This window comes from Porticoccus sp., from assembly GCF_965660005.1.
GTDB lineage: Bacteria > Pseudomonadota > Gammaproteobacteria > Pseudomonadales > Porticoccaceae > Porticoccus.
Map to the genome: position 1 here is coordinate 1 of NZ_CBFHYF010000030.1, position 22286 is coordinate 22286.

Consider the following 22286-nt stretch of genomic DNA (forward strand, 5'->3'; position numbering starts at 1 on the left):
GATTCTTCAAGCCACGCCAGCAACCCCGGATCGAGATTGTCCGGCAGATAGCGGGGCAGATAGCGGGTGTGGCTGTCCCGAATCCCCAGCAGCAGATACATCTCCGGTTCTGACTCTGGCTTGCCGATGGGGATATCGAGGTACAGGTGAGCCCTGCCAATGCCCTCCTCGCCACCCATCGCCAACGTGCCACTGGCAATTTTCAGGGCCCGGTTGTCCGCATCCCAGCGCCAGCGCACCTGCCCCCGAAAGCTGCTGTGTTCCATGTAATCGTCAAAAACTTGCGGGTAATGAATGGCGAAGCCGTTCTGGCTGTCCAGCTCAAGCAAGCCGCTGTGGTTGGTGGCTTCAATATACCCATTAATCTGACGACTGGCCGGTGCGCCCCGCCAGGAGGAAATGGCGAGATCGCTGAGGTTGGCACGCAGGTTAACTTTTGTCTGCCGATCATTGAGCAACAGGTCCAGATGTGCATTGCGCAGTGAACCGGCAGGCTGTAATTCACCGAGCGCCTCAAGCACAGAGGCGGGTGCCAGACCGGTTTTTGCGAGAATGTCGTCTACCAGAGATAAATTGATCTGGCTTACCGCCACCGATCCTTCACCCCAACTGGCACCCACCTTTTGCAGATAATTGATCGTCAATGGCTCAATCGAGAGAGTCCCCCAATCGAAATCCAGATTTTGCAGACGCAACCCCCAGTTTTCACCGGGTTTGAACCAACCGGTCAGGTCGGTACTGAAACGGGTCAGTGGCTCGACATCCTCCACCCAGTTCAGGGGTATTTCAGCAGCGGAAAGTCGGCCTTTCAGCATCGCCGGGCCACCTCCCCGCATATCGATCCAGATATCGCCCTCGATATCTGTTCTTATATCGCCAACTCGATCTACCGCCTCCGGGAACCATCCCTTGGCCAGAGCGCTGAGGGAACCACTGAAGTCGATACGATTGATTTTCAGGTAAGCGGCGACACTGAGATCGCCCATGTCCCGGTGGTCACCCCGAGCCTCGACAATCAGCTCGGCAACCGGAGTGTGCCCTGCCAGACTCAAACCGGCCAGCAGGCGATGAAAACTGCCCTGGTTCTCCAGCAGGATATCCCGCGCCTCGACTCCAGCCTCGGTACCAGAGTAAAACAGCAGATTGGCCGCCACCTTGCCAACACCGGCGATATTGCTGTCGAGCAGCATATCCAGCAGCGCCGTACTATCCGCCGTCTGTCGATCTTGCCGGGGCAAACCCGCAACCCGCCAGTGCCCCTCGGCATCTTCAGTCAGCGTCAGTGCCACGTCACCAATCCACAGCTCACTCAACACCAGCTGGCGGGCAAAAAGCGTTTTGAGAATATCCACTTCCAGGGTAATCCGGTCGACGGATACGGCCGGCTGTTGGCCCCCATCGCCAAACAGCTTCAGGTCAAGTGCGGTGATACGGGGCTTAAGCCGCTGCCAGTCACCCAGTAATTGCCCGGTTTCAACCTGCATGGCGAGTTGTTCAGAGACAAAGAAATTGATTTGGGTACGATAGTTATCGAGGTTGACAATGGCCTCGCGTCCGAGGGATACCAGTAATGCGATCGAGATCACCGTCAGGGCTGCTGCCAGCAACAACCGCCTGGCAATCGATTTCAGCACTCGCGTTGCTTTCAAAACCCGCTCCTGACAAGGGCGCTCATTCGATGACTGGGCACGTTAACGATTCAACTCGATGGACTAACAGCGGAGCACAACAGTGCCGCGTGATACATTGCACTCATGGCACGTTTAACAATCGGCAGCAGGGCTCCGACAGCCATAATACGCGAGCCACCCCTAAATAAAAATCCGGCACGCCATCCGACTCATCCCGACACAGCTTGCTAAACGGGAATGATGTCATATTGTTCCTGGTTGTACATTGTCTCTACCTGAAACTGTATGGATCGGCCAATATATTTCTCCAGACCCGCCACATAATTTGACTCTTCATCCAGCAACCGATCTATTACCACTGACGCCGCCAGCACCAGGAATGACTGGCATTCAAAGGTACGGGCCTCGCGAAGAATTTCCCGCAAGAGATCATAACAGACGGTTTCCACCGACCGCAGTGTGCCCCTGCCATCGCAGACCGGACAGGCCACACAAAGAGTATGCCCCAGACTCGCACTGATCCGCTTGCGGGTCATTTCCACCAGACCAAGTTCGGACACGGTGACCACGGCGGTTTTGGCACGGTCACGGGACAAAGCCTTATCCAATGCCCGCATCACCTGACGACGATGCTCTGCATCCTGCATATCAATAAAGTCGATAATGATAATACCGCCCAGATTTCTCAACCGCAGCTGACGTGCGATGCTGTAGGCGGCCTCCAGGTTGGTCTTGAAAATGGTTTCTTCCAGATTGCGGTGACCGACAAATGCCCCGGTATTCACATCCACGGTGGTCATTGCCTCGGTCTGCTCGATCACCAGTGAGCCCCCGGACTTCAGTGGGACCTTTTTGTCCAGCGCACGGCTGATTTCATCCTCGACACCAAACAGATAAAACAGTGGCCGCTCATCCGTGTAATACTCAATCATCGACGTCATGTCGGAATTGAACTGCCCGGTAAACGCCACCAGTTTGTTGAACACTTCACGGGAATCCACCCTGACTTTCTCGACCTGTAGTTGCCCCATATCCCGTATGGCCCGAAGGTACAGCGGCAGGTCTTCATATACGATCCCCGGTGCAACAACTCCCTTGGCTGCTTTTTCTACAGAAACCCAGAGCTGTTGTAAAAATGCCACCTCGCGATTCAGCTCCGATGCCTCAACACCCTCCGCCGAAGTGCGGATAATATAGCCACCGGTGCTGTCGGATTGCAGCAGTATGGCATCGAGATCAGAGCGCAATCGCTGCCGCTCCTGTTCTTCGCCAATGCGCCGTGAAATACCCCCGTGATCCACAGCGGGCATATGGACCAGCAATCTTGAAGAGAGTGTCAGGCGGGTCGAGAGACGGGCGCCTTTACTGCTGATCGGATTTTTGATCACCTGCACCAACAATGACTGGCCCTCGCGAAGATACAGGCGAATATCCGGGCTACTGCTGGCACCGGGGTGAGCCTGAGGGCGGAGAATATCGTCCACATGAATAAATCCGGCCTTGTCGAGCCCAATATCGACAAAAGCCGCCTGCATACCGGGAAGCACCCGTACCACCTTGCCTTTATAAATATTGCCCACAGGCCCACGGCTTAGAGTGCGCTCAATACTGACTTCCTGCAGTACGCCGTTCTCCACCAGTGCTACCCGCGATTCCATCGGCGTGATATTGATCAGAATTTCCGTACTCATGTTTCTCTCCACCAGGCGACATCAAAAGCCCGGAGCAACTGGCAGGTTTCCGCCAGGGGCAGACCCACAACACTGGAATAACTGCCCTGAATCGCTGTCACAAATACCCCGCCCAGTCCCTGTATGGCGTAGGCGCCGGCTTTGTCTACCGGTTCGCCGGTCTGCCAATAACGCTCACATTCTTCTGCCGACAGGGGCCTGAAGGTGACCTGTGTTTCAGAGCAACGCAACAATTGCCGCTCACCCGCCACCATGGCCACCGCAGACAGCACTTGATGCGTCTTACCCGACAGGCGATGCAACATGGATAATGCCTGCTCGCGATCTGCGGGTTTACCAAAAATATCCGACCCAGCTACCACCGCAGTGTCGGCACCCAACACCGGCACACCCGACAAAGGGCTGACAAGCCAGCCCCTGCGGGCTTTTTCCAGCGCAATTCGTTGCACATAGGTCATCGCGGGTTCACCGGGGAGAACGGACTCATCCACGTCGACCGGCGCGACAAGAAACCGGCAACCAATCTGACGCAACAGGTCAGCCCGGCGGGGAGAGGCAGAGGCGAGTACGAAATCAGCCTGTAATTGCATAGTCAAATCACCGGTCAGAACAGGTCACCCGGAGCAGCAGGATTCATGGGTCGTGAGAAATCTCTTCCTCGCCCCAGCGAGTCCAGTGCAAACGGCCCAGGAGGATCGCCAACACCGGCCAGAACAGCATCGACGACAGTGCCGGAGCAAGCCGCACTCCACCCTGCCAGTCGGCACGGAGCATCGACGTAAGCACGTAAACCAGGCACTGGCTCAAGGCCACCAGCAATAGCACCAGTACGGCCTGATGCCCCAGCCTGAAATGCCGCATGCGTTGCTGCAACAACAGCAGAATACAGGCGCAGACCGCAAACACCATCGCATGCCGACCAATCAGGTCACCAACCACAAGATCCAGCGCCAAACCGCACAACCAGGCAAAACCAATCCCGTGCAGAAGCGAACGGCGAAACAACCAGTAACAGACGGTCAGCAAAACAAACTGGGGGCGCCATTGGGCGGCATCGGCGGAGAGTGGCAGCATCTGCAACAGGATTGCAATCAGTACGGTAAGCGCACTCCAGATATAAACTGACGGGCTACCTTGCTCCACCCTGATCCTCCCCCAATCTCTCAGTGGCGGAAAATACCAACAGGAGATGTCGGCTGCGATCAATTTTTGCCGAAGGGGTCAACGTCACCTCCAGGTAAGCCTGACCCGGCAACACCCGTACAGAGGTCACGATACCCACCGGGTAACCAGACGGGAAACGGCCATCCAGCCCGGAGCTGACCAACTGATCGCCCTCTTCTATATCCGTACTGTTGGCCACATAGCGAAGTGACAGCTTGCCGTAATCGCTCATCCCTTCGGCAATAGAACGCACACCATTGCGCAACACCTGCACTGGCAGGGCATGGGTGCTGTCAGTGATCAGTAACACCTTGCTACTGCTGCGGTAAACCTCAATCACCTGCCCCATCAAACCATCGGCACCGAGCACCGGCTGGCCCACATAGACATCATGATCTTCACCGCGATCGATAATAATGGTATGCCGGGTAGGGTCTGGCGGAATGCCGACCAACTCCGTCACCACGACGCTGTCCTGCAGCATCTCGGTGGCACTCAACAGATTGCGCAAGCGCACATTTTCCGCAGTGACTTCCGCCATCCGCTGCATGCGGGCCTTGTAAATCAGTAACTCGGTGCGCAACTGCTCGTTGTTTTCCTTCAGCTCCCGACGTGCCACTACCGTTTCCTGCCCATACTCACTCAAACGGGCCGGAATATTCGCCACCCAGTAAAGCGGCACGGTGACTTCCGCCAGCCATCGTTGCGCAGGTTTTAGCCAGGGGGTGAAACTGTCGACAAACAGGAGAAAAAGCCCAAGGGCAACCAGTAACAGCAAGCGCTGCACTGGTGATGAGCCTTTGGAAAACAGATTTTTGATTGCAACACCCCTTATTGTTATTGGTGATCTGGGGTCTGAGCCAGTAAATACCCTGTCAGGATGACATCACATCCATACTGCGTTTATCCATCATGTCCAGCGCCTTGCCACCGCCACGGGCAACACAGGTCAGGGGATCCTCGGCAACAATCACCGGCAGTCCGGTTTCATGGATGATCAGCCGGTCCAGATCGCAGAGCAGCGCACCACCACCGGTCAGCACAATACCGGTTTCGGCAATATCCGAGGCAAGTTCCGGGGGCGATTGCTCCAACACCCGTTTAACCGCCTGGACAATCGCAGCAAGCGGCTCCTGCAGGGCTTCGAGAATCTCGTCACTGTTGAGCTGAAACTGTTTCGGCACGCCTTCCGCCAGATTCCGGCCGCGCACATCGATCTCGCGAACCTCACCGGCCGGATAGGCACTGCCGATATCCATCTTGATGCGTTCAGCGGTGCTGTCACCTATCACACTGCCGTATTTGCGGCGTACATAGTTGCTGATCGATTCGTCAAACCGGTCACCACCAATACGAATGGAATCCGAGAACACCACACCGTTCAGGGACAGAATGGCAATTTCAGTGGTACCACCACCAATATCCACCACCATGGAACCGCACGCTTCATCCACCGGCATACCTGCACCGATCGCTGCCGCCATCGGCTCCTCGATCAGGAACACTTCACGAGCCCCGGCACTGTAGGCAGATTCACGAATTGCACGTTTTTCCACTTCGGTGGCCATGCAGGGCACACAAATGAGCACCCGGGGGCTCGGCGGAATCAGGCTGTGGGAGTGCACTTTCTTGATAAAGTGCTGGAGCATTTTTTCGGTGACCTGAAAATCGGCGATCACCCCGTCCTTCATCGGGCGGATCGCTATAATATTGCCCGGTGTGCGGCCCAACATGCGTTTCGCTTCGACACCCACCGCCTCGACAATTTTCTGACCCTGATGATGGCGGATGGCCACAACCGAAGGCTCATTCAGAACGATGCCTTTTTCCCGAACATAAATCAGCGTATTTGCGGTACCCAGATCGATCGACAGATCATTTGAAAAAATACCGCGCAATCTTTTTAGCATTTACTTTTACCTTATGGGCCACTCTTAATGCCTGCACTGGCTGGCTGGTGGCGCTTAAATCTTGCGACTGTACCAATCACGACTATCCAGGGCAAGATTTAAGTCGTTGATCCCCGTACAAAATCACCCCAGAAACACTCTTACGGAGTACCCCTGCGGCAACGGATGTGATAACTTACGCCCCTCATTTTGTCAGACCAAAATCAGGCACTGACAGTCTCTGTTCACAGCGCAGAATCATAACATGACTATCGAACGTGCAGACATCGAAAAGCTCGCAGAATTGGCGCGCATCGAACTCAATGAAGCCACTATCACAGAAACCACCCGCAGTATTGCGGATGTGCTGGCACTGGTGGACCAATTGCAGGCCGCTGACACCGAGGGTGTCACCCCCATGGCCCACCCCACCGACGCAGTACAACGCCTGCGGCCGGATGTGGTCACTGAAACCAACCAGCGCGAGGCATTTCAGGCCATCGCCCCCGCCGTCGAAGGGGGCCTTTATCTGGTTCCCAAAGTCATTGACTGAGGACGCTCGCAAGCCATGCATAACAAAACCCTCGCAGAGATCATTGCCGGCCTGAACAGCGGGGCCTTTTCCAGTGTGGAAATCACCGGCCACCTGCTGAACCGCATCCGGCAACTGGATCCACAATACAACAGCTTTATTACAGTGACTGGCGAGGCCGCCCTGGCCAGCGCGGAAGCTGCCGATCGACAGCGCGCCAGTGGCAGCGCACCGCTGTTCTGCGGCGTGCCGATTGCGCACAAGGACATCTTCTGCACCAATGGTGTGCGCACCAGTTGCGGTTCAAAAATGCTCGACAACTTCGTGCCGCCCTACGATGCCACTGTGGTCGAGAATTTTGCCCGGGCCGGGGCGGTGATTCTGGGCAAGACCAATATGGACGAGTTCGCGATGGGCTCCTCCAACGAAACCAGCTATTACGGGCCAGTCAAAAACCCCTGGGATGTCAATACTGTACCCGGTGGCTCCTCAGGAGGCTCAGCCGCGGCACTGGCTGCCCGCCTGACACCCGGCGCCACCGCCACCGATACCGGTGGTTCGATTCGCCAACCCGCCGCACTGTGCGGCGTCACCGGTCTGAAGCCCACCTATGGCCGGGTATCGCGCTGGGGCATGATCGCCTTTGCCTCCAGTCTCGATCAGGCAGGGCCCATGGCCCGCAGCGCCGAGGACTGCGCGCTGATGCTCAACGTCATGGCCAGTTTCGACCCCAGGGACTCCACCTCCATTGACCGGGAAGTGCCCGACTATACAGCCGGCCTGAACAAACCGCTGAACGGCCTGAAAATCGGCATTCCCAAGGAGTATTTCGGTGAAGGACTCAACCCCGGCACTGAACAGGCAGTGCGCGAGGCGCTGGCCGAATACGAGAAACAGGGCGCCATCCTGGTGGAGATCAGTCTGCCCCACTCCCATCTGGCGGTGCCAGCCTACTATGTGATTGCTCCCGCCGAGGCCTCCGCCAACCTGTCGCGTTTCGACGGGGTGCGCTACGGTTACCGTTGCGAAGACCCGAAAGACCTGCGCGACCTGTACATGCGCACCCGCGGCGAAGGTTTTGGCGACGAAGTGAAGCGCCGCATTCTGGTGGGGGCCTACTGTCTGTCCGCTGGTTATTACGATGCCTATTACCGCAAGGCACAGCAGGTGCGCCGCCTGATCAAACAGGATTTTGTCGACGCCTTCGCAAAGGTGGATGTGATCATGGGACCCACCTCGCCCTCGCCCGCTTTTGCCTTTGGTGCCAAGGGCAACGACCCGGTAGCCATGTATCTGGAAGATGTTTTCACCATTGCCACCAATCTGGCAGGCCTGCCCGGCATGTCCCTGCCCTGCGGTTTTGTGGACAACAGGCCGGTAGGCTTGCAGATTATCGGCAACTATTTTGATGAGGGCCTGATGTTGAATGCCGCATACCAGTTCCAGCGGGCCACCGACTGGCACCAGCACACCCCGGAGGGCCTTGCATAATGCAGTGGGAAACCGTCATCGGCCTGGAAGTCCATGTGCAACTGGCCACCCAATCGAAAATCTTCTCTGGCGCCAGCACCGCGTTCGGTGCCGAACCCAACACCCAGGCCTGCGCCATCGACCTGGCCATGCCCGGTACCCTACCGGTGCCCAATGAACAGGCATTTCGCGATGCCATCATGTTCGGCTTGGCCATTGACGCCGACATCGCCCGCACCTCAGTGTTCGAGCGAAAAAACTATTTCTACCCGGACCTGCCCAAGGCTTACCAGACCACCCAGCTGGAAAAGCCCATCGTCGGTCGCGGCCACGTGGAAATCGAACTGGCGGACGGCAGCAGGAAGTCCATCCGCATTCACCACGCCCATCTGGAAGAGGATGCGGGTAAGTCCCTGCATGAAGGCTCCTTTGAAATACACGGCCACGGCATGACCGGTATCGATCTGAACCGCGCCGGCACACCGCTGATCGAAATCGTCTCCGAGCCGGACATGCGTAATGCCGAGGAGGCGGTAGCCTTTGCCCGCAAGCTGCACAGCATCGTCACTTCACTGGGCATCTGCGACGGCAACATGTCCCAGGGTTCGATGCGCTTTGACGTCAACATTTCCGTGCGACCCAAAGGCAGCGACACCCTCGGCACCCGCACCGAAACCAAAAACCTCAACTCCTTCAAGTTCATGGAAGATGCCATTGCCCTGGAAGTGGAGCGCCAAATTGACCTGATCGAGGACGGCGGCAAAGTCATTCAGGAAACCCGCCTCTACAACGGCGACACCAAACAGGCCCGATCCATGCGCAGCAAGGAAGAGGCCAACGACTACCGCTACTTCCCCTGTCCGGACCTGCTGCCCATTGTGTTCGACGATGACTATATCGATCAGATTCGCCAGTCCCTGCCGGAACTGCCGGACGCCCGCCGCGACCGCTTTATGGCGCAGTACGGCCTGTCCCGCTACGACGCCAACAGCCTCAGCAGCGATGCGGCCATCGCGCATTTCTTTGAAACCGCTGCCGCCCGCAGCGATGCGAAACTGGCCGCCAACTGGATCATGGGCGAATTGTCCGCACGGCTAAACGCCGAGGACAGAGCCATTCAGAACAGCCCCGTCAGCGCCGACCAGCTGGCAGGCATGGTCGCCCGACTGGTGGATGGCACCATCTCCAGCAAGATGGCCAAGGAAGTGTTCGATGCCATGTGGAGTGGTCAGGGCGATGCCGACGGCATCATCGAAGCCCGGGGCCTGAAACAGGTCTCCGACAGCAGCGCCATCGAAGCACTGGTGGATGACGTCATTGCCAACAGCCCCCAGCAAGTGGATAACTACTGCAACGCGGACGACAGCAAGCGCCCCAAAATGCTCGGCTACTTTGTCGGCCAGATCATGAAAGCGTCCAAAGGTCAGGCCAACCCGCAGCAGGTCAATGACGTGCTGCTGGAAAAACTCAACGCCCTTCTTTAACAACTAACTGACAGATTTTTTATGGCACTGAAAAAAGACAAGCGCAAAGTCCTCGGTGAATTTTTCGATGACGAGCGGATAAAAACCTTCCTCGACTTCGAGCCACCGGAGGGCGTCGATGCCGATTTCCACGTGCTGGAAAAAGCCTACCGGGGCATGAATATCGAGAACTTCGAAACCTTTATAAGATTCTTCCTCGAGGATGGCCGCAACCTCAATGCTGCCAACCCCGAGGGCAAAACCCTGCTACAGCTGGTCTGCCAGCATCGTCTCGGCGAAGACTATGCCGATGTTCTCAAAATCAACGGAGCGCAATAAAATAACAACGATCGTGAATGGCACAGGTAATGCCGCTGCTGATACAGGAGGCCGTAACTATGCACACACCAGAAATCCCACCTGAACTGAACTGTCGCGAATGCGCCAACGGCAAAGCACTGGACTTTGACTTCACCATGGCTTTCCAGCCTATCGTGGACACCGCCAACCGACAGATTTTTGCCCACGAGACATTGGTGCGCGGACTCAACAACGAACCTGCAGGCCAGGTGTTAAGCCATGTCAACGACAGCAACCGCTACCGCTTCGACCAGGTGTGCCGCACCAAGGCCATCAAGCTCGCCTCAGAGCTCGGGGTTCCGTGCCTTTTAAGCATCAACTTCATGCCCAATGCCGTCTATCAGCCCGAACTGTGCCTGCGTACCACCCTGGCCGCAGCGGAGTTGTACAACTTCCCGGTGGAGCAAATCATCTTCGAAATCACCGAAGGCGAAAAGGTGGACGATCTGGCCCACCTCCGCATGATCGTTGAATACTACCGCAACCGCGGCTTCAAGACCGCCATCGAGGGCTTCGGCGCTGGCTACGCCGGTCTGAACCTGCTCAGCGAAATCCACACCGACATCATCAAACTCGACATGGCTCTGATCCGCAATATCGATCAGGACAGAGTGCGCCAGGCCATCGTCCGCGGCGTGATGCAGGTCAGCGACGAACTCTCCGCCAAAGTGATTGCCGAAGGCATCGAAACCCGCGAAGAATGGGACACTCTGCAATCCCTCGGAATTGAGCTGTTCCAGGGATTCTACTTTGCCAGACCCGCCTTTCAGGCACTGGCTAGCGTGGACAAAAGCCTCTACGACACCAAATAAACTAATAAAGGGGTCGGTGACAACAACCAATAAAGCAATAAACGGGTCGGTGACAACTGCAAATGATTCTCAGTTGTCACCGACCCCTTTTACTGGACCCCTTTTACTGCTGCTTTCCACTTTCCACAGGCTTTCTTACCGCCTCCCGGCGAGATCGGGCTACAATCGGGCTATGTAAACCGGAGCCCCCTGCTCTATGGCTGTTGATCTACAAACGCTTTATCCCAAACTGATCAATCTGATGCTGGACACGGTCTTCGTGGTTGATGAGAACAGCCAGATTGTCTTTGTCAACGACGCCTGTGAAACACTGCTGGGTTACCGTGCCGACGAGCTGACCGGTACGCCAATGACCGACTATATGCATCCTGACGACCAGGCGATCACACTGGATTCCATTCGCCGGGTGATGAATGGCCAGCCCCATGTCGATTTCTGCAACCGATATATCCGCAAGAATGGGGATATTGTGCATATCCTTTGGTCTGCCCGCTGGTCCGAAGAGGAGGGTATCAGAATCGGTGTCGCGCGAGACGTGACGGCCCTCAGGCAGGCCGAGGCGGAATTGCGTTTCCTCGCCCACCACGACCCACTGACAGAACTGACCAACCGATCACTGTTCTATGATCGACTGGACTCTGCACTCCGTGCTGCCCACCGTCACCAAAGCAGCCTGGCTTTGCTGTTTGTGGATATCAATGACTTCAAGCTTATCAATGATGCCCATGGACATGCGATGGGTGATCGTGTGCTCTGTGCGATTGCAAGACGGCTGGAAGGCTACGTACGCGAGACGGATACAGTGGCCCGGATGGGCGGCGATGAATTCACTGTGCTGCTGACAGACCTTCAGACGGTGAATGCTGTTTTCGAGAAAGTTGCACAGATTAACGCGCTGATGGCCGAGCCGCTGGACCCTGAATTCGGCGTGATTAGAATGCCGAGCTGTAGTATTGGGGTTGCCTGCTATCCTGCCGACGGGGAGGATGCCGACACCCTCCTGAGTCATGCAGACAGCAATATGCACCGAACCAAACGATGCCGTTCGGCGACTGGCTAATTTACAAGCGTCGTAACAACCCCTTTTACGGAGATCGCCATGACCATTCTATTGTTCATCACTGGGTTGATATTTCTGATCATCGGTGCTGAAGCGCTGGTAAGAGGTGCATCCCGTCTGGCGGCTGTTCTCGGCATACCGCCATTGGTGGTCGGATTGACTGTTGTGGCATTTGGCACCAGTTCGCCCGAGTTGGCAGCAAGCATTAAATCGGCGCTTTCCGGCCAGGCGAGTATTGCCGTGGGCAACGTTGTTGGCAGTATATTTTCAACGTTCTTTTTATTCTTGGCCTCTCAGCACTGATTGTGCCGCTGGTAGTCGCCCAACAACTGGTACGACTTGATGTACCTTTGATGATAGCCCTCTCTGTGATTGTTTTGATTCTGTCGCTGGATGAGAGCTTCAGTCGCACCGATGGTGTCATGCTGGTGGTGGGCCTTGTTATTTATGTCTGGTTCTTGATTTCCCAGAGCCGCAGAGAAAGCATCGAGGTGAGAGACGAGTACGCCCGGGAGTTCGGGACCAAGAGCGTTGCGAAAGGCATCTGGGGTAAAAACCTGGGCTTGATCGTTGGCGGTCTCGTTTTATTGGTGCTCGGCTCGCGCTGGCTGGTCGATAGCGCTGTGTCCTTTGCCCAGTATCTCGGCGTCAGCGAACTGGTTGTCGGCCTGACGATAGTTGCGGCAGGCACATCGCTGCCAGAAGTCGTTACATCTGTAATTGCCGCTCTTCGCGGAGAGCGCGATATTGCTGTTGGCAATGTCGTCGGCAGCAATATCTTCAACATCATGGGGGTGCTCGGACTTGCCAGTATCGTGGCACCTACCGGCATTGACATTTCACCTGCGGTGATCGGCTTCGATATACCGGTGATGATCGGGGTTGCGTTGGCATGTCTGCCCATATTTTTTACCGGTGGCGTCATCAGCCGACAGGAAGGGGTTTTATTACTCGGGTACTACGTGGCCTATACGCTGTACCTGATCATGGCCGTCTCTCACCACGATGCTTTGCCTGGGTTCAGCGCAGTCATGCTCTACTTCGTAATGCCGTTAACTGCGGGCACCCTGTTTATTGTAGCGCTACGGCAGATACGCCGCAGAAAAAGGCCGCAGAAAAAGGCCGCTGTCAGAATAACGTCGCGGATTGACGGGAACGGCTCCCCAAGATTCCATACCGGACGGTAATTATTCTGTGGCGGTGCTGAGCCGACAGGCATTATAGCAGTGGGGGCGGCCCCACTTGAGAGGTATCTAATGAGCTGGTTTATTTTGTTCGTTGCCGGTCTTCTTGAAATCGGTTGGGCTATTGGCTTGAAATACACAGAGGGTTTTACACGGCTGTGGCCGACCCTGGGGACGGTGGTTTCGCTGGTTGTCAGCTTTGTATTGCTAGGCATAGCCATGAGGTCACTGCCGGTGGGAACCGCCTATGCGGTATGGGTTGGTATCGGCGCCGTCGGCACAGCAATTTTGGGGATAGTCCTGTTCGGCGATTCCGCTGATCTGCCCAGAATACTGAGCCTCTGCCTGATTTGTGCCGGCATTGTTGGCCTCAAACTTACGCATGCCTGACAAGCTGCCGAAAAACCTGATATTAACCGTTTCAGGATGTCTCTCAGGCGGACCACACTGAAGCGTTTATTCTGCAAGCCGGAATAAAGCATTTCCTGTTAACATTGATAACGGCTTAATGGCTGGAACGACACAAAAGGCTTACCTTTTCCTTTTGATGCGGTTACCCTGCCTTGCCTCAGGACCGTCGACCATACGCCCGTCAAAGACAACAATAAGAGGTACAACCATGCCTTTCTCCCCCGAACATCTCGCTGAATTGAATCTGCTGGTTATGTTTAGCACCCCCTCACTGCAGGAGGGCATCAAGGTTCACCGGCATGATGCAGCACCTGAACTGGTGGCGGCAGCTGAGCGCCTGCATCAAAAGGGCCTGATCACCCAAAAGGATGGCGGTTATCTGACCGATCTGGGTTTCGAGACGGTCGATCACACCCAGAAACTGCTGGGTATTCTTTCAACCGACTGAAAGCACAAACTGCCGTTTTCAGGTATGCCATTGAATAGAAAATCCGAGACGATTAATGAAATACAAAACCGCATTCTTGTTTGCCCTGACACTTTTTATCGGGAGCAGTTATGACCTTTTGACACATCGAGCCCATGCGGCCTCTGACGGGGCGGCCAGCCTTTGTGATGATTTTGCCCTGCCCAGCGCCAACAAGGTTTATTTGTTTGCCTACGAGGAACACCAGCCGCGCCAGAGCATTGCCCAGCTGGTCAGAAAGGAGACCGCTTCGGCACTGGCCGGTATCGTCGATGAAGTGGTGATCGTTCAGGATAGTGAACAGGCCAGCATAGATGGGCTGTTACTCAAAATTAAAGTGCTTAATATCGCCCGCGGCAATCTTTTCACGAGAATCGATTTCCGGTATGAGTTAATCGAAAATTCCGGTAAAGCAGAAATTCTCAACGAAACCGATGCGTCAACCTCAAATTTTGGCTTCAACAAGCTGTCTGCCGATGTGGGCAGGGACATTGTGCGCAATATCAGTCCAACGATCGATTGTTTTGAAGCTCGCAGGCAGTAAACCCTGCCAGCCCATCATACTGCGGGGGCTATTTATGGCACCAGATGCCTGATTACCAGTTGCGAGGCAATAAAACAGATCGAGAAGAAGATCACCATCGCCATGATACCCGCCAGAATCACGGATTTTGGATTGGTCTCCAACAGGTCCGATGCCCTCTTCATACCACGCCTTCTTTGCAGGGCAAACACCAGACAGAACGCCTGGGCAATAATCTCAAGTGCACTGAGGTTTTTCGGTTTGGTCTCTTGCTGTTCCTGTGGTGAATCCACCCCGGTGGCGGTTTCTGGCACAGTATCCTGCTGATCTCTGTTGGTCATAATCATTGGCACTCATCACTTGGGAAGGCAACTGTTGCTTCAGTAGCGTGCTGGACACAGCTGCCAACAATGGATTTTCAACCGGACTCAGAATCACACCCGGTAGAGTGTGGTAGACGCGGCACCGCAACTTATTCAGCACCGCTGCGAACTGCCGTACCGACAGAATCCTGTAAAGGCCCCAGTGGGTTACGGCGGGTTTCCTCCTCATCGATCAGGGGGACACCGCTCCAGATCTTGTAGACGACCGTATTGTGGTCAATCACGATCAGGGCATTGAAGTTCCAGCCGTTGCGAATGCGCTCGCGTTTGAATTTTAACAAGTCCAGCACCACATTGCCCACCCGTTTGCTGTTGCTGACGCTGGGTGTTGCTTCATAGGCCAGACATTTCTCGCGGGACTTGAGACAGCTTCTCACACTGGGAGGCAGTTCATCATTTGTCACGGAACTGTTTGGGCTGAACTTCTGAATGATATCGAGGTAGGAGAGAATTCTGACATTGGGGGCACTGTAGGGGTCGAAGCCCAACGCCTGCAGGTCAGCGGTGGTGGTTTCGTTGAGAATAATACTGTCGTAGGACGCTTTGGCCTCTTCAAAACTGTTCCACTGGGACTTGGTCTTGGCCCCACCCTTGGGCAAACCGCTACTGCACGATACCAACACCATCACCAGCAGTACAACGAGGGCCCGGTACGTCTGACGAATCACAACAGCTCTGTTCATGGGCGCCCGGCCTGATCTTGTGAAGACGATTCAATCATTACATTAAAGACAAAGAGCCGTCCAGACCAAACCGCTCACCGCTTGGTGGTTTATTTAAATTTGCTGTTTTACGGCCGGTTTGGCACCCTTACGGCCTTCTCAGGCTGTGTCAAATCCTCCCTGGCCAAGACCACCTTAATTCATCAATATATCAAGGAGTCTCCATGACATTAGAAGAAGCAAAAGCACTGCGTGAAAGCTGGGGTGACCAGCCCTGCGATCACCCCTCTTTTTCCGACGAATACATGTTTGGCTCAAAAACCGGTGATTTTGTCTGCGAACAATGTGGCCGTTCGTTCACCAAGCGTCAGAGAGACAATCTGAGCCAGGCAGCCAATCCAAGGCTGAACCGGTTCATGCAGCAAAAGAATCTCATCAAGGAACTACTCGACACCCTGTCCCAGCGCAAAGGTCAGCTCACAGTGGTCGCCCAGAGCGAATCCGGCCATGCCGTGCTGTTACTGGAAGCACTGTTGCAGGATCAGGAGCAATTGATCCTGCACGCCGACGAGCTGATCAGGGTAATGGACGAGAAGTGATTGCGCCCGCCCATCGCACCGGAAAGTACCGCCGTGCTTCGGTAGGTTCTCGGGGAAATTACGATTAATGCATTACCATTTACATCACTGGCCTGTCCGCTGGATGGCAAGGCACTGACGCGCTGCGGCACGGCATGGCAGTGCCCCGATGGCCACAGTTTTGATATCGCCAGACAGGGCTATACCCATTTACTGCCGGTTCAGAAAAAACGGTCTGCCGACCCCGGCGACAGCAAGCTGATGGTGGCAGCACGCCAGCGTTTTCTGAATGCTGGTCATTATCAACCCATAGCAGATGCCGTGAACCACGCGGTTCTCGAAAAACTCCCCACCAACTCCACCGCAAGCTACCTCGATGCCGGTTGCGGCGAGGGTTACTATCTGCGACAGCTGGCGACAGCAATAAGCACCGGGGAATACCCTCTCGCCTTGGTGGGGCTGGATATTTCAAAATGGGCGGTTATCACTGCGGCAAAACAGGCCGCCACTATGCCGGGCTTTGACGCCACCACAGCTACACCATGGGCCTGCTGGATCGTGGGTACCAATGCTAGTTTGCCAGTATTGAGCGGCACGCTGAATGGGCTACTCTGCATTTTTGGCTTTCCCGTCTACAGGGAATTTGCCCGGGCACTAAAACCCGGCGGCATGCTGTATCAGGTGGATGCCGGGCCCGCACATCTCAGGGAATTGCGCGACATTATCTACCCCCGTATCCGGCCGGAACGCACGGCCGAATCCCCACCGCCGGCAGGGTTCAGATTGCGATCCAGTGAGACCATTCGCTACCGTCTGCGTCTGACTGATGCGACATCAATTGCTGACCTGCTCGCCATGACGCCGCACCTGTATCGCGCCCCGGCATCGGGCAGGGACAGGGCAGCGGCGCTGACAACTCTGGAGGTTACCGTCGAGGCAGTGCTGTCCCGCTTTGAGTGCCACAAGGCTCAGCCATCTGAATCGGCAACATCCCTGTAACATCCTCTACGCCGGTCAATTGACAAACTACCTGCTGGCGATAACCATTGGCGCAACCCACGATAAAGAACTTCTGTATGTCCAAATGCGCCCCCCATGTCATCCGTCTGCGGTTGGATAATATCCATCAGCTTTTCAACTCGCTGGATCCGTCACCGTTTCTGGGGAGAGACCTGGATACCGATGCCGAGGCATTCATCATGGACTGGGCGCAGGAATACCCGACCAAAGGTGGCTTTTGTCTGGAAATTACTCTGTCCACCACCATTTCAGCACAGGAAAAAGGCCGTCTGGAACGAGCCATTCATAACTATTTCAATGAGAGGGCCAGATTTTGCCGGCATGAGCTACGGCAATTAATGCGAGAAGGAAGACTCAGCCTGGTCATCGGCCTTTCCTTTCTGAGCCTCTGTGTCGGGGTGAGCCGTCTACTGGCAAATCATATTCCCTCTAGTGGATTTGCGGAATTACTCAGTGAAGGATTAATGGTCGGCGGCTGGGTGGCGATGTGGCGGCCCATGGAGATTTTTCTCTATCGATGGTGGCCCATTGTCCGCCGCCGCCGAATCTACCTACGACTGGCCGACATGCCTGTGACGGTGATCGCCTGAAACCGTTACCCAGACTGACAGCAGCCCCACACTTGGCACCTGAAAAAGTATAAAATAGCCCCCCTGCTGAAACATCACTGATACTGCTTCACCCAAAACAGGATACAACCACCGATATGATCAATTTGCCCAACTGCCCGAAATGCAGCTCCGAATATACCTATGAAGATGACAACCTGTACGTCTGTCCGGCATGTGCCCATGAGTGGCTTATAGCCGGCCCGCTGGAAAGCGAGGAACAACGTCCTGCCGTCAAAGATGCCAACGGCAACCTCCTAGGTGACGGCGATACCGTGACCGTCATCAAGGACCTGAAGGTCAAGGGCTCTTCACTCGTGGTGAAAGTTGGCACCAGGGTAAAAAACATTCGCCTGATAGAAGGCGATCACAACATCGACTGTAAAATTGATGGGATAGGCGCCATGCAACTCAAGTCAGTCTTTGTAAAAAAGAGCTGAACGGTATGCCTCAGAAGAACTTGCATCCTGCACCTGATCGGGTCAAAGAACAGGTCAGGCACTGGCTGGAAAGCATCGTGGTAGGGCTCAACCTGTGTCCCTTTGCCAAGCGAGAGCTGGTTAAGGATCGCATTCGTTTTTTTGTTTCAGAAGCCATTAGTGAAGAAATGCTGATCGATGATCTTGAAACGGAGCTTGTGAGACTGAAACAGGATCCAGCCATTGAAACATCGCTGATTGTCCACCCCTGGGTGCTGGAGGATTTCTTTGAATACCAGCAATTTTTGATCTGGGCTGACAGTGTATTGAAGCGACTGGGACTCAGGGGCACTTATCAGATTGCCAGTTTTCACCCCGACTACCGGTTTCTCAACAGTGCCGGGCATTCGCGGGGGGATTACACTAACCGCTCCCCCTATCCCATGCTTCACCTGCTTTGCGAGGACAGCCTTGCAGCTGCCATCGCCAATTACCCCGATACTGACAAAATTCCCGAGCGCAATATTGCCTACCTGGAAAGTCTGAGCACGGAGCAGTTCAGCTCACTTTTCCCCACTGCGTGTCGGCACATCGAAAGCCCTTCCGGCACCTAATAGACACTGACCTTTTGGTCCACCCCTCTCCAGAGTGATACACCTACCCGCCTCTCTGAAATTATTAATATATAAGTGACATATTGAAATATTTAATTCACACTTTGGCGCATTCAAAATTATTTATCTGTATTATTTTTTCATTGTGTATTATTGGATTTATCTTAAACCCGCTAAAAACAATCGACCGTTAAATAATTTGATTTTTTTTCACTACCTGAATCATCCAACAAAAACACAAAAAACTATTTTATAACAATAGGTTGCATAAAATCTTTACTGGAAAAAAAGATCAGAAATAAAAATATATTTCAGTAGATATTGAATAAATAACCCATTAAATATAATAATTTTCTCGCTGTTCTTAACCTTGAAATCATGATGCTTTCGGGCGCAAATCGGGCCTGATTTGAAGATCCAGAGCAGCCACTGGGCGGGGTAGCTCTGCGGATAGGACCATTCATCCTGCCCGAACAAATATTGAGGCAGACGCTATAACAATCGGGTGCCAAGGCATCAGATCATTCAACAAGAGAGAGGAAGAGAGAATGTCCGGTTCATACGAGTTGCATAAAGATAATGAGGGTGCCTTCAACTTTTCACTGAAGACGGAGGATGGCGAGACAATTCTGACCAGCAAGCCCTATTATTCCAAGGGTTCTGCCATAAATGATATTGCGGAGATGCAGCATATCTGCAATTACGAGAATCACTACCAAAGAAACGTGTCAGCCGGTAACGAGCATTATTTCGAGCTTCAGACCCCCAAGCACAGAACCATCGGCACCAGCCCGATGTTCAGCTCGGTAGAATCCATGGAAAATGCTATTGGCATGGCCAAATCTTTTGGTACAACCAAAATCATCAATACTCATTGATTTCCCGATCACGTCCTGGCCTGACAACCCCGTCAGGCCAGGACGTTTTTCTACCAGATACTCCGCGACAATCTCATAGATGTCTGACAACTTGACATCTCCCCCCGCAGACAATATATAATTTTATATTATGTATTTCTATAAACTGATATATGCCGAAGCCAGCCGCTGACACTTCCCATGCTGATCCTGTGGATCTCGATCAGATGCGTATTGCCGCCAATGCTGCCAGCGCACTGTTGCGAGGTGTTGCCCATGAAGACAGGCTCCTCCTGCTGTGCCTGCTGAGCCGACATGAGTTAAGTGTCGGTGAAATCGAAGAGCAACTAAAAATCCGGCAACCCAGCCTGTCTCAACAACTGGGCGTACTGCGACGGGAAAAGCTGGTGACGACAAGGCGCGAGGGCAAACGCATCTTTTATCGGATGGCGGACCAAAAGGCGCTAGCACTGGTGACACTTTTGCACGATCTTTACTGCAGGGCTGGCGACTGACCTCGTCGCCCGATTTTTCAACCAGCACAGGGAAATACCCATGACTATCGACTGGCAAGCCTTTACCCCCTGGACATCACTACTGGGCGGCATGCTGATTGGTTTGGCCGCTGCTGCCTTTATTCTGTTGAATGGCCGCATAGCCGGGATTTCAGGCATTCTCGGCGGATTGCTGACACCCAGGAAAGCAGATATCGGCTGGCGGGTGGCCTTTGTGGCAGGCATGATCGCTGCACCATTGATCTGGCTGATGCTCTCATCCCGACCCGCGATTCAAATTGATGCAAGCTACCCAATACTGATTGTTGCCGGCTTGGTGGTAGGGGTCAGCACCCGGTTTGGTGCCGGTTGCACCAGCGGCCACGGTGTCTGTGGTATTTCCCGGTTATCACCCCGTTCCCTGATTGCCACGGCGGCCTTTATGCTGAGCGGCTTTGTGACGGTATTCGTTGTTCGCCACCTGTTGGGAGGGCTGTAGAATGAACAGGCATTTACTCTCCGCCTTTTTGGCAGGACTGATTTTTGGTATTGGCCTGCTGGTGTCCGGCATGGCCAATCCAGCAAAAGTGTTGGGTTTTCTCGATCTCGCCGGATCCTGGGATCCTTCGCTGGCGCTGGTCATGGGCGGGGCCGTGCTGGTGGGACTGGTGGCCTTTCATGTGGCGGGCAAACGCCGGGTATCACTACTGGGTGAGGTCATACGATTGCCCACCCGACAGGATATCGACAAACCGTTGGTGTTGGGCAGTCTGGGCTTTGGCATCGGCTGGGGGCTGGCAGGGTTTTGTCCCGGGCCAGCATTGGTGGCGCTGGGTGCCGGCGAACAAAAAGCACTGGTATTTACCCTTGCCATGCTGGCCGGCATGGCGGTTTATGAGCTGCTACAGCGCCAACAGCCCGGCTAGTATCCTTTGATCACGACAAGGCGCCCATCTATCTCTGGCCGCCCATTGGCAATAGGAACTCTCTGATGCGCAAGCTGCTGCCCTCATGGTTGAGGGATTATCAGACAAAGCTATTATCGAGCGATCTGGTAGCAGCTGTAGTGGTTACCCTGCTGCTCATTCCCCAGGGGCTCGCCTATGCCGCACTGGCTGGTCTGCCACCACAACTTGGTCTCTATGCCAGCTTGCTGCCACTGCTCGCCTATGCCCTGTTCGGCTCATCCATGGTGATGTCAGTGGGACCGGTGGCCGTGATTTCGCTGATGACCGGGGCAGCACTGGCCCCGATTGCCGAGCCGGGCAGCGGCGAATACATTGCGGGTGCCATTCTGCTGGCACTGATGTCGGGCGTGATGCTGTTTAGTTTCGGCCTGATGCGCCTCGGGGCTATGGCACAATTTTTAAGTCACCCGGTGATCAGTGGTTTCATCAGTGGCGCAGCATTGCTGATTATCATCGGCCAGCTGAGGCCATTGCTAGGGATCAGCAGCCACGGCGAAACCGGTGTCGAGCTGGCTGTCGGCCTGGTGGCCAACCTCGATCACATTCAACCACTCACGGCCGTATTTGGCTTTGTCACCTTTTTCCTGTTGTGGCTGGCCGGACACTGGCTGGCAAAACTGTTGATCAATTTCGGCATGACCAGCGATACAGCTTCGCTGATCGCCAAGCTGATGCCTATCGTGACGGTTCTGGGCAGCGCTGCACTGGTCTCCCTGATGGACTGGGAAATGCATCTCCAGGTTGTCGGAAGTCTGCCGGGGGGATTGCCGGCATTGGTGGTGCCGGCAATCGATTTCTCGATAATGGCCCAACTATGGCTGCCGGCGCTGGCGATCAGCCTGATCGGGTTCGTGGAAAGCGTTTCCATTGCCCAGGCTTTTGCCAGCAAGAACCGGCAGCGCATCAATACCAATGCAGAGCTGCGCGGACTGGGGGCCGCCAATATCGCCAGCGCGCTCTCTGGTGCCTTTCCCGTCACCGGTGGCTTTTCACGCACCGCCGTCAATGCCGAAGCGGGTGCTCGCTC

The 22286-nt window shown here is 54.8% G+C and carries 27 protein-coding genes and 2 pseudogenes; 21 read left to right on the forward strand and 8 right to left on the reverse strand.

Annotated elements, in window-relative coordinates; genetic code table 11:
- From ACTF5G_RS07315 to ACTF5G_RS07340, 6 genes are all read right to left on the reverse strand, one after another.
- Positions 1-1649: YhdP family protein (locus ACTF5G_RS07315; RefSeq protein ID WP_438952169.1), on the reverse strand; the 1649-nt coding region annotated here is incomplete at its 3' end.
- Between the two features lie 209 nt (positions 1650-1858).
- Entirely contained in the window at positions 1859-3322 is a 1464-nt protein-coding gene (rng, locus tag ACTF5G_RS07320) for a ribonuclease G (protein WP_438952170.1), read from the reverse strand.
- Positions 3319-3912 (reverse strand): Maf family protein, encoded by a 594-nt coding sequence (locus tag ACTF5G_RS07325; protein ID WP_438952171.1) that lies wholly within the window; start codon positions 3910-3912, stop codon positions 3319-3321. The genes rng and ACTF5G_RS07325 overlap by 4 nt, the downstream gene beginning before the upstream one ends.
- A 43-nt stretch (positions 3913-3955) precedes the next feature.
- Positions 3956-4465, reverse strand: a complete 510-nt coding sequence (gene mreD / locus ACTF5G_RS07330; protein WP_438952172.1) for a rod shape-determining protein MreD — start codon at positions 4463-4465, stop codon at positions 3956-3958.
- Positions 4452-5327 carry a rod shape-determining protein MreC gene (gene mreC, locus ACTF5G_RS07335; protein WP_438952195.1) on the reverse strand — a complete coding sequence of 292 codons (876 nt, stop codon included), beginning with the start codon at positions 5325-5327 and terminating at the stop codon, positions 4452-4454. Before mreC ends, mreD begins: the two co-directional genes overlap by 14 nt.
- 34 nt (positions 5328-5361) lie before the next feature.
- Positions 5362-6396, reverse strand: coding sequence for a rod shape-determining protein (locus ACTF5G_RS07340; protein ID WP_438952173.1), 1035 nt, complete (start codon positions 6394-6396; stop codon positions 5362-5364).
- Between the two features lie 244 nt (positions 6397-6640).
- Here ACTF5G_RS07340 and gatC point away from each other — a divergent pair, with 244 nt between their 5' ends.
- The 10 genes and pseudogenes from gatC to ACTF5G_RS07390 all read left to right on the forward strand — a co-directional run bounded on the left by gatC (position 6641) and on the right by ACTF5G_RS07390 (position 14677).
- A complete protein-coding gene (gene gatC / locus ACTF5G_RS07345) occupies positions 6641-6928 on the forward strand; it encodes an Asp-tRNA(Asn)/Glu-tRNA(Gln) amidotransferase subunit GatC (RefSeq protein WP_438952174.1) in 288 nt (95 codons plus the stop codon).
- 15 nt (positions 6929-6943) lie between these two features.
- Positions 6944-8398 (forward strand): Asp-tRNA(Asn)/Glu-tRNA(Gln) amidotransferase subunit GatA, encoded by a 1455-nt coding sequence (gene gatA, locus ACTF5G_RS07350; RefSeq protein WP_438952175.1) that lies wholly within the window; start codon positions 6944-6946, stop codon positions 8396-8398.
- Positions 8398-9861: an Asp-tRNA(Asn)/Glu-tRNA(Gln) amidotransferase subunit GatB gene (gene gatB / locus ACTF5G_RS07355; protein WP_438952176.1), complete on the forward strand. Its 1464-nt coding sequence runs from the start codon at positions 8398-8400 to the stop codon at positions 9859-9861. Before gatA ends, gatB begins: the two co-directional genes overlap by 1 nt.
- 21 nt (positions 9862-9882) lie before the next feature.
- Positions 9883-10179: a PA4642 family protein gene (locus ACTF5G_RS07360; RefSeq protein WP_438952177.1), complete on the forward strand. Its 297-nt coding sequence runs from the start codon at positions 9883-9885 to the stop codon at positions 10177-10179.
- Between the two features lie 59 nt (positions 10180-10238).
- Positions 10239-11012, forward strand: coding sequence for an EAL domain-containing protein (locus ACTF5G_RS07365; RefSeq protein WP_438952178.1), 774 nt, complete (start codon positions 10239-10241; stop codon positions 11010-11012).
- A gap of 196 nt (positions 11013-11208) precedes the next feature.
- On the forward strand, positions 11209-12072 hold the full coding sequence (locus ACTF5G_RS07370; protein WP_438952179.1) for a diguanylate cyclase domain-containing protein: 864 nt from the start codon (positions 11209-11211) through the stop codon (positions 12070-12072).
- Between the two features lie 39 nt (positions 12073-12111).
- Positions 12112-13259, forward strand: a pseudogene (locus ACTF5G_RS07375) (calcium/sodium antiporter).
- A 69-nt stretch (positions 13260-13328) separates the two neighbouring features.
- On the forward strand, positions 13329-13646 hold the full coding sequence (sugE, locus tag ACTF5G_RS07380) for a quaternary ammonium compound efflux SMR transporter SugE (protein WP_438952180.1): 318 nt from the start codon (positions 13329-13331) through the stop codon (positions 13644-13646).
- A 229-nt stretch (positions 13647-13875) separates the two neighbouring features.
- Positions 13876-14115, forward strand: coding sequence for a TIGR02647 family protein (locus ACTF5G_RS07385; protein ID WP_438952181.1), 240 nt, complete (start codon positions 13876-13878; stop codon positions 14113-14115).
- A 55-nt stretch (positions 14116-14170) separates the two neighbouring features.
- Positions 14171-14677: a hypothetical protein gene (locus ACTF5G_RS07390; RefSeq protein ID WP_438952182.1), complete on the forward strand. Its 507-nt coding sequence runs from the start codon at positions 14171-14173 to the stop codon at positions 14675-14677.
- Between the two features lie 32 nt (positions 14678-14709).
- Here ACTF5G_RS07390 and ACTF5G_RS07395 read toward each other — a convergent pair whose 3' ends face one another.
- Together ACTF5G_RS07395 and ACTF5G_RS07400 are read right to left on the reverse strand one after the other, a co-directional pair.
- Positions 14710-14997: a hypothetical protein gene (locus ACTF5G_RS07395; protein WP_438952183.1), complete on the reverse strand. Its 288-nt coding sequence runs from the start codon at positions 14995-14997 to the stop codon at positions 14710-14712.
- Positions 14998-15128: 131 nt separating this feature from the next.
- Complete coding sequence (locus tag ACTF5G_RS07400) at positions 15129-15722, reverse strand: hypothetical protein (protein ID WP_438952184.1); 594 nt, start codon at positions 15720-15722, stop codon at positions 15129-15131.
- A 203-nt stretch (positions 15723-15925) separates the two neighbouring features.
- Here ACTF5G_RS07400 and ACTF5G_RS07405 point away from each other — a divergent pair, with 203 nt between their 5' ends.
- The 11 genes and pseudogenes from ACTF5G_RS07405 to ACTF5G_RS07455 form a co-directional block, all read left to right on the forward strand.
- On the forward strand, positions 15926-16300 hold the full coding sequence (locus ACTF5G_RS07405) for a hypothetical protein (protein ID WP_438952185.1): 375 nt from the start codon (positions 15926-15928) through the stop codon (positions 16298-16300).
- A gap of 99 nt (positions 16301-16399) precedes the next feature.
- A pseudogene (locus tag ACTF5G_RS07410) lies at positions 16400-16504 on the forward strand (putative RNA methyltransferase); the annotation flags it as partial.
- 36 nt (positions 16505-16540) lie between these two features.
- The gene (locus ACTF5G_RS07415; protein WP_438952186.1) at positions 16541-17278 is read left to right on the forward strand and encodes a methyltransferase domain-containing protein; all 738 of its coding nucleotides are present in this window, start codon (positions 16541-16543) and stop codon (positions 17276-17278) included.
- A gap of 77 nt (positions 17279-17355) precedes the next feature.
- Entirely contained in the window at positions 17356-17889 is a 534-nt protein-coding gene (locus ACTF5G_RS07420) for a hypothetical protein (RefSeq protein WP_438952187.1), read from the forward strand.
- A gap of 116 nt (positions 17890-18005) precedes the next feature.
- Positions 18006-18347 carry a zinc ribbon domain-containing protein YjdM gene (locus tag ACTF5G_RS07425; RefSeq protein WP_438952188.1) on the forward strand — a complete coding sequence of 114 codons (342 nt, stop codon included), beginning with the start codon at positions 18006-18008 and terminating at the stop codon, positions 18345-18347.
- Between the two features lie 5 nt (positions 18348-18352).
- The gene (locus ACTF5G_RS07430) at positions 18353-18940 is read left to right on the forward strand and encodes a DUF1415 domain-containing protein (RefSeq protein WP_438952189.1); all 588 of its coding nucleotides are present in this window, start codon (positions 18353-18355) and stop codon (positions 18938-18940) included.
- Between the two features lie 548 nt (positions 18941-19488).
- Positions 19489-19818 carry a DUF1508 domain-containing protein gene (locus tag ACTF5G_RS07435; RefSeq protein WP_438952190.1) on the forward strand — a complete coding sequence of 110 codons (330 nt, stop codon included), beginning with the start codon at positions 19489-19491 and terminating at the stop codon, positions 19816-19818.
- Positions 19819-19970: 152 nt separating this feature from the next.
- The gene (locus ACTF5G_RS07440) at positions 19971-20312 is read left to right on the forward strand and encodes a metalloregulator ArsR/SmtB family transcription factor (RefSeq protein ID WP_438952191.1); all 342 of its coding nucleotides are present in this window, start codon (positions 19971-19973) and stop codon (positions 20310-20312) included.
- 40 nt (positions 20313-20352) lie between these two features.
- Positions 20353-20790, forward strand: coding sequence for a YeeE/YedE family protein (locus ACTF5G_RS07445; RefSeq protein ID WP_438952192.1), 438 nt, complete (start codon positions 20353-20355; stop codon positions 20788-20790).
- 1 nt (position 20791) lies between these two features.
- Complete coding sequence (locus ACTF5G_RS07450; protein ID WP_438952193.1) at positions 20792-21217, forward strand: DUF6691 family protein; 426 nt, start codon at positions 20792-20794, stop codon at positions 21215-21217.
- A 65-nt stretch (positions 21218-21282) separates the two neighbouring features.
- Positions 21283-22286, forward strand: a 1004-nt coding sequence (locus ACTF5G_RS07455) for a SulP family inorganic anion transporter (RefSeq protein ID WP_438952194.1), incomplete at its 3' end; no start/stop codon positions are given.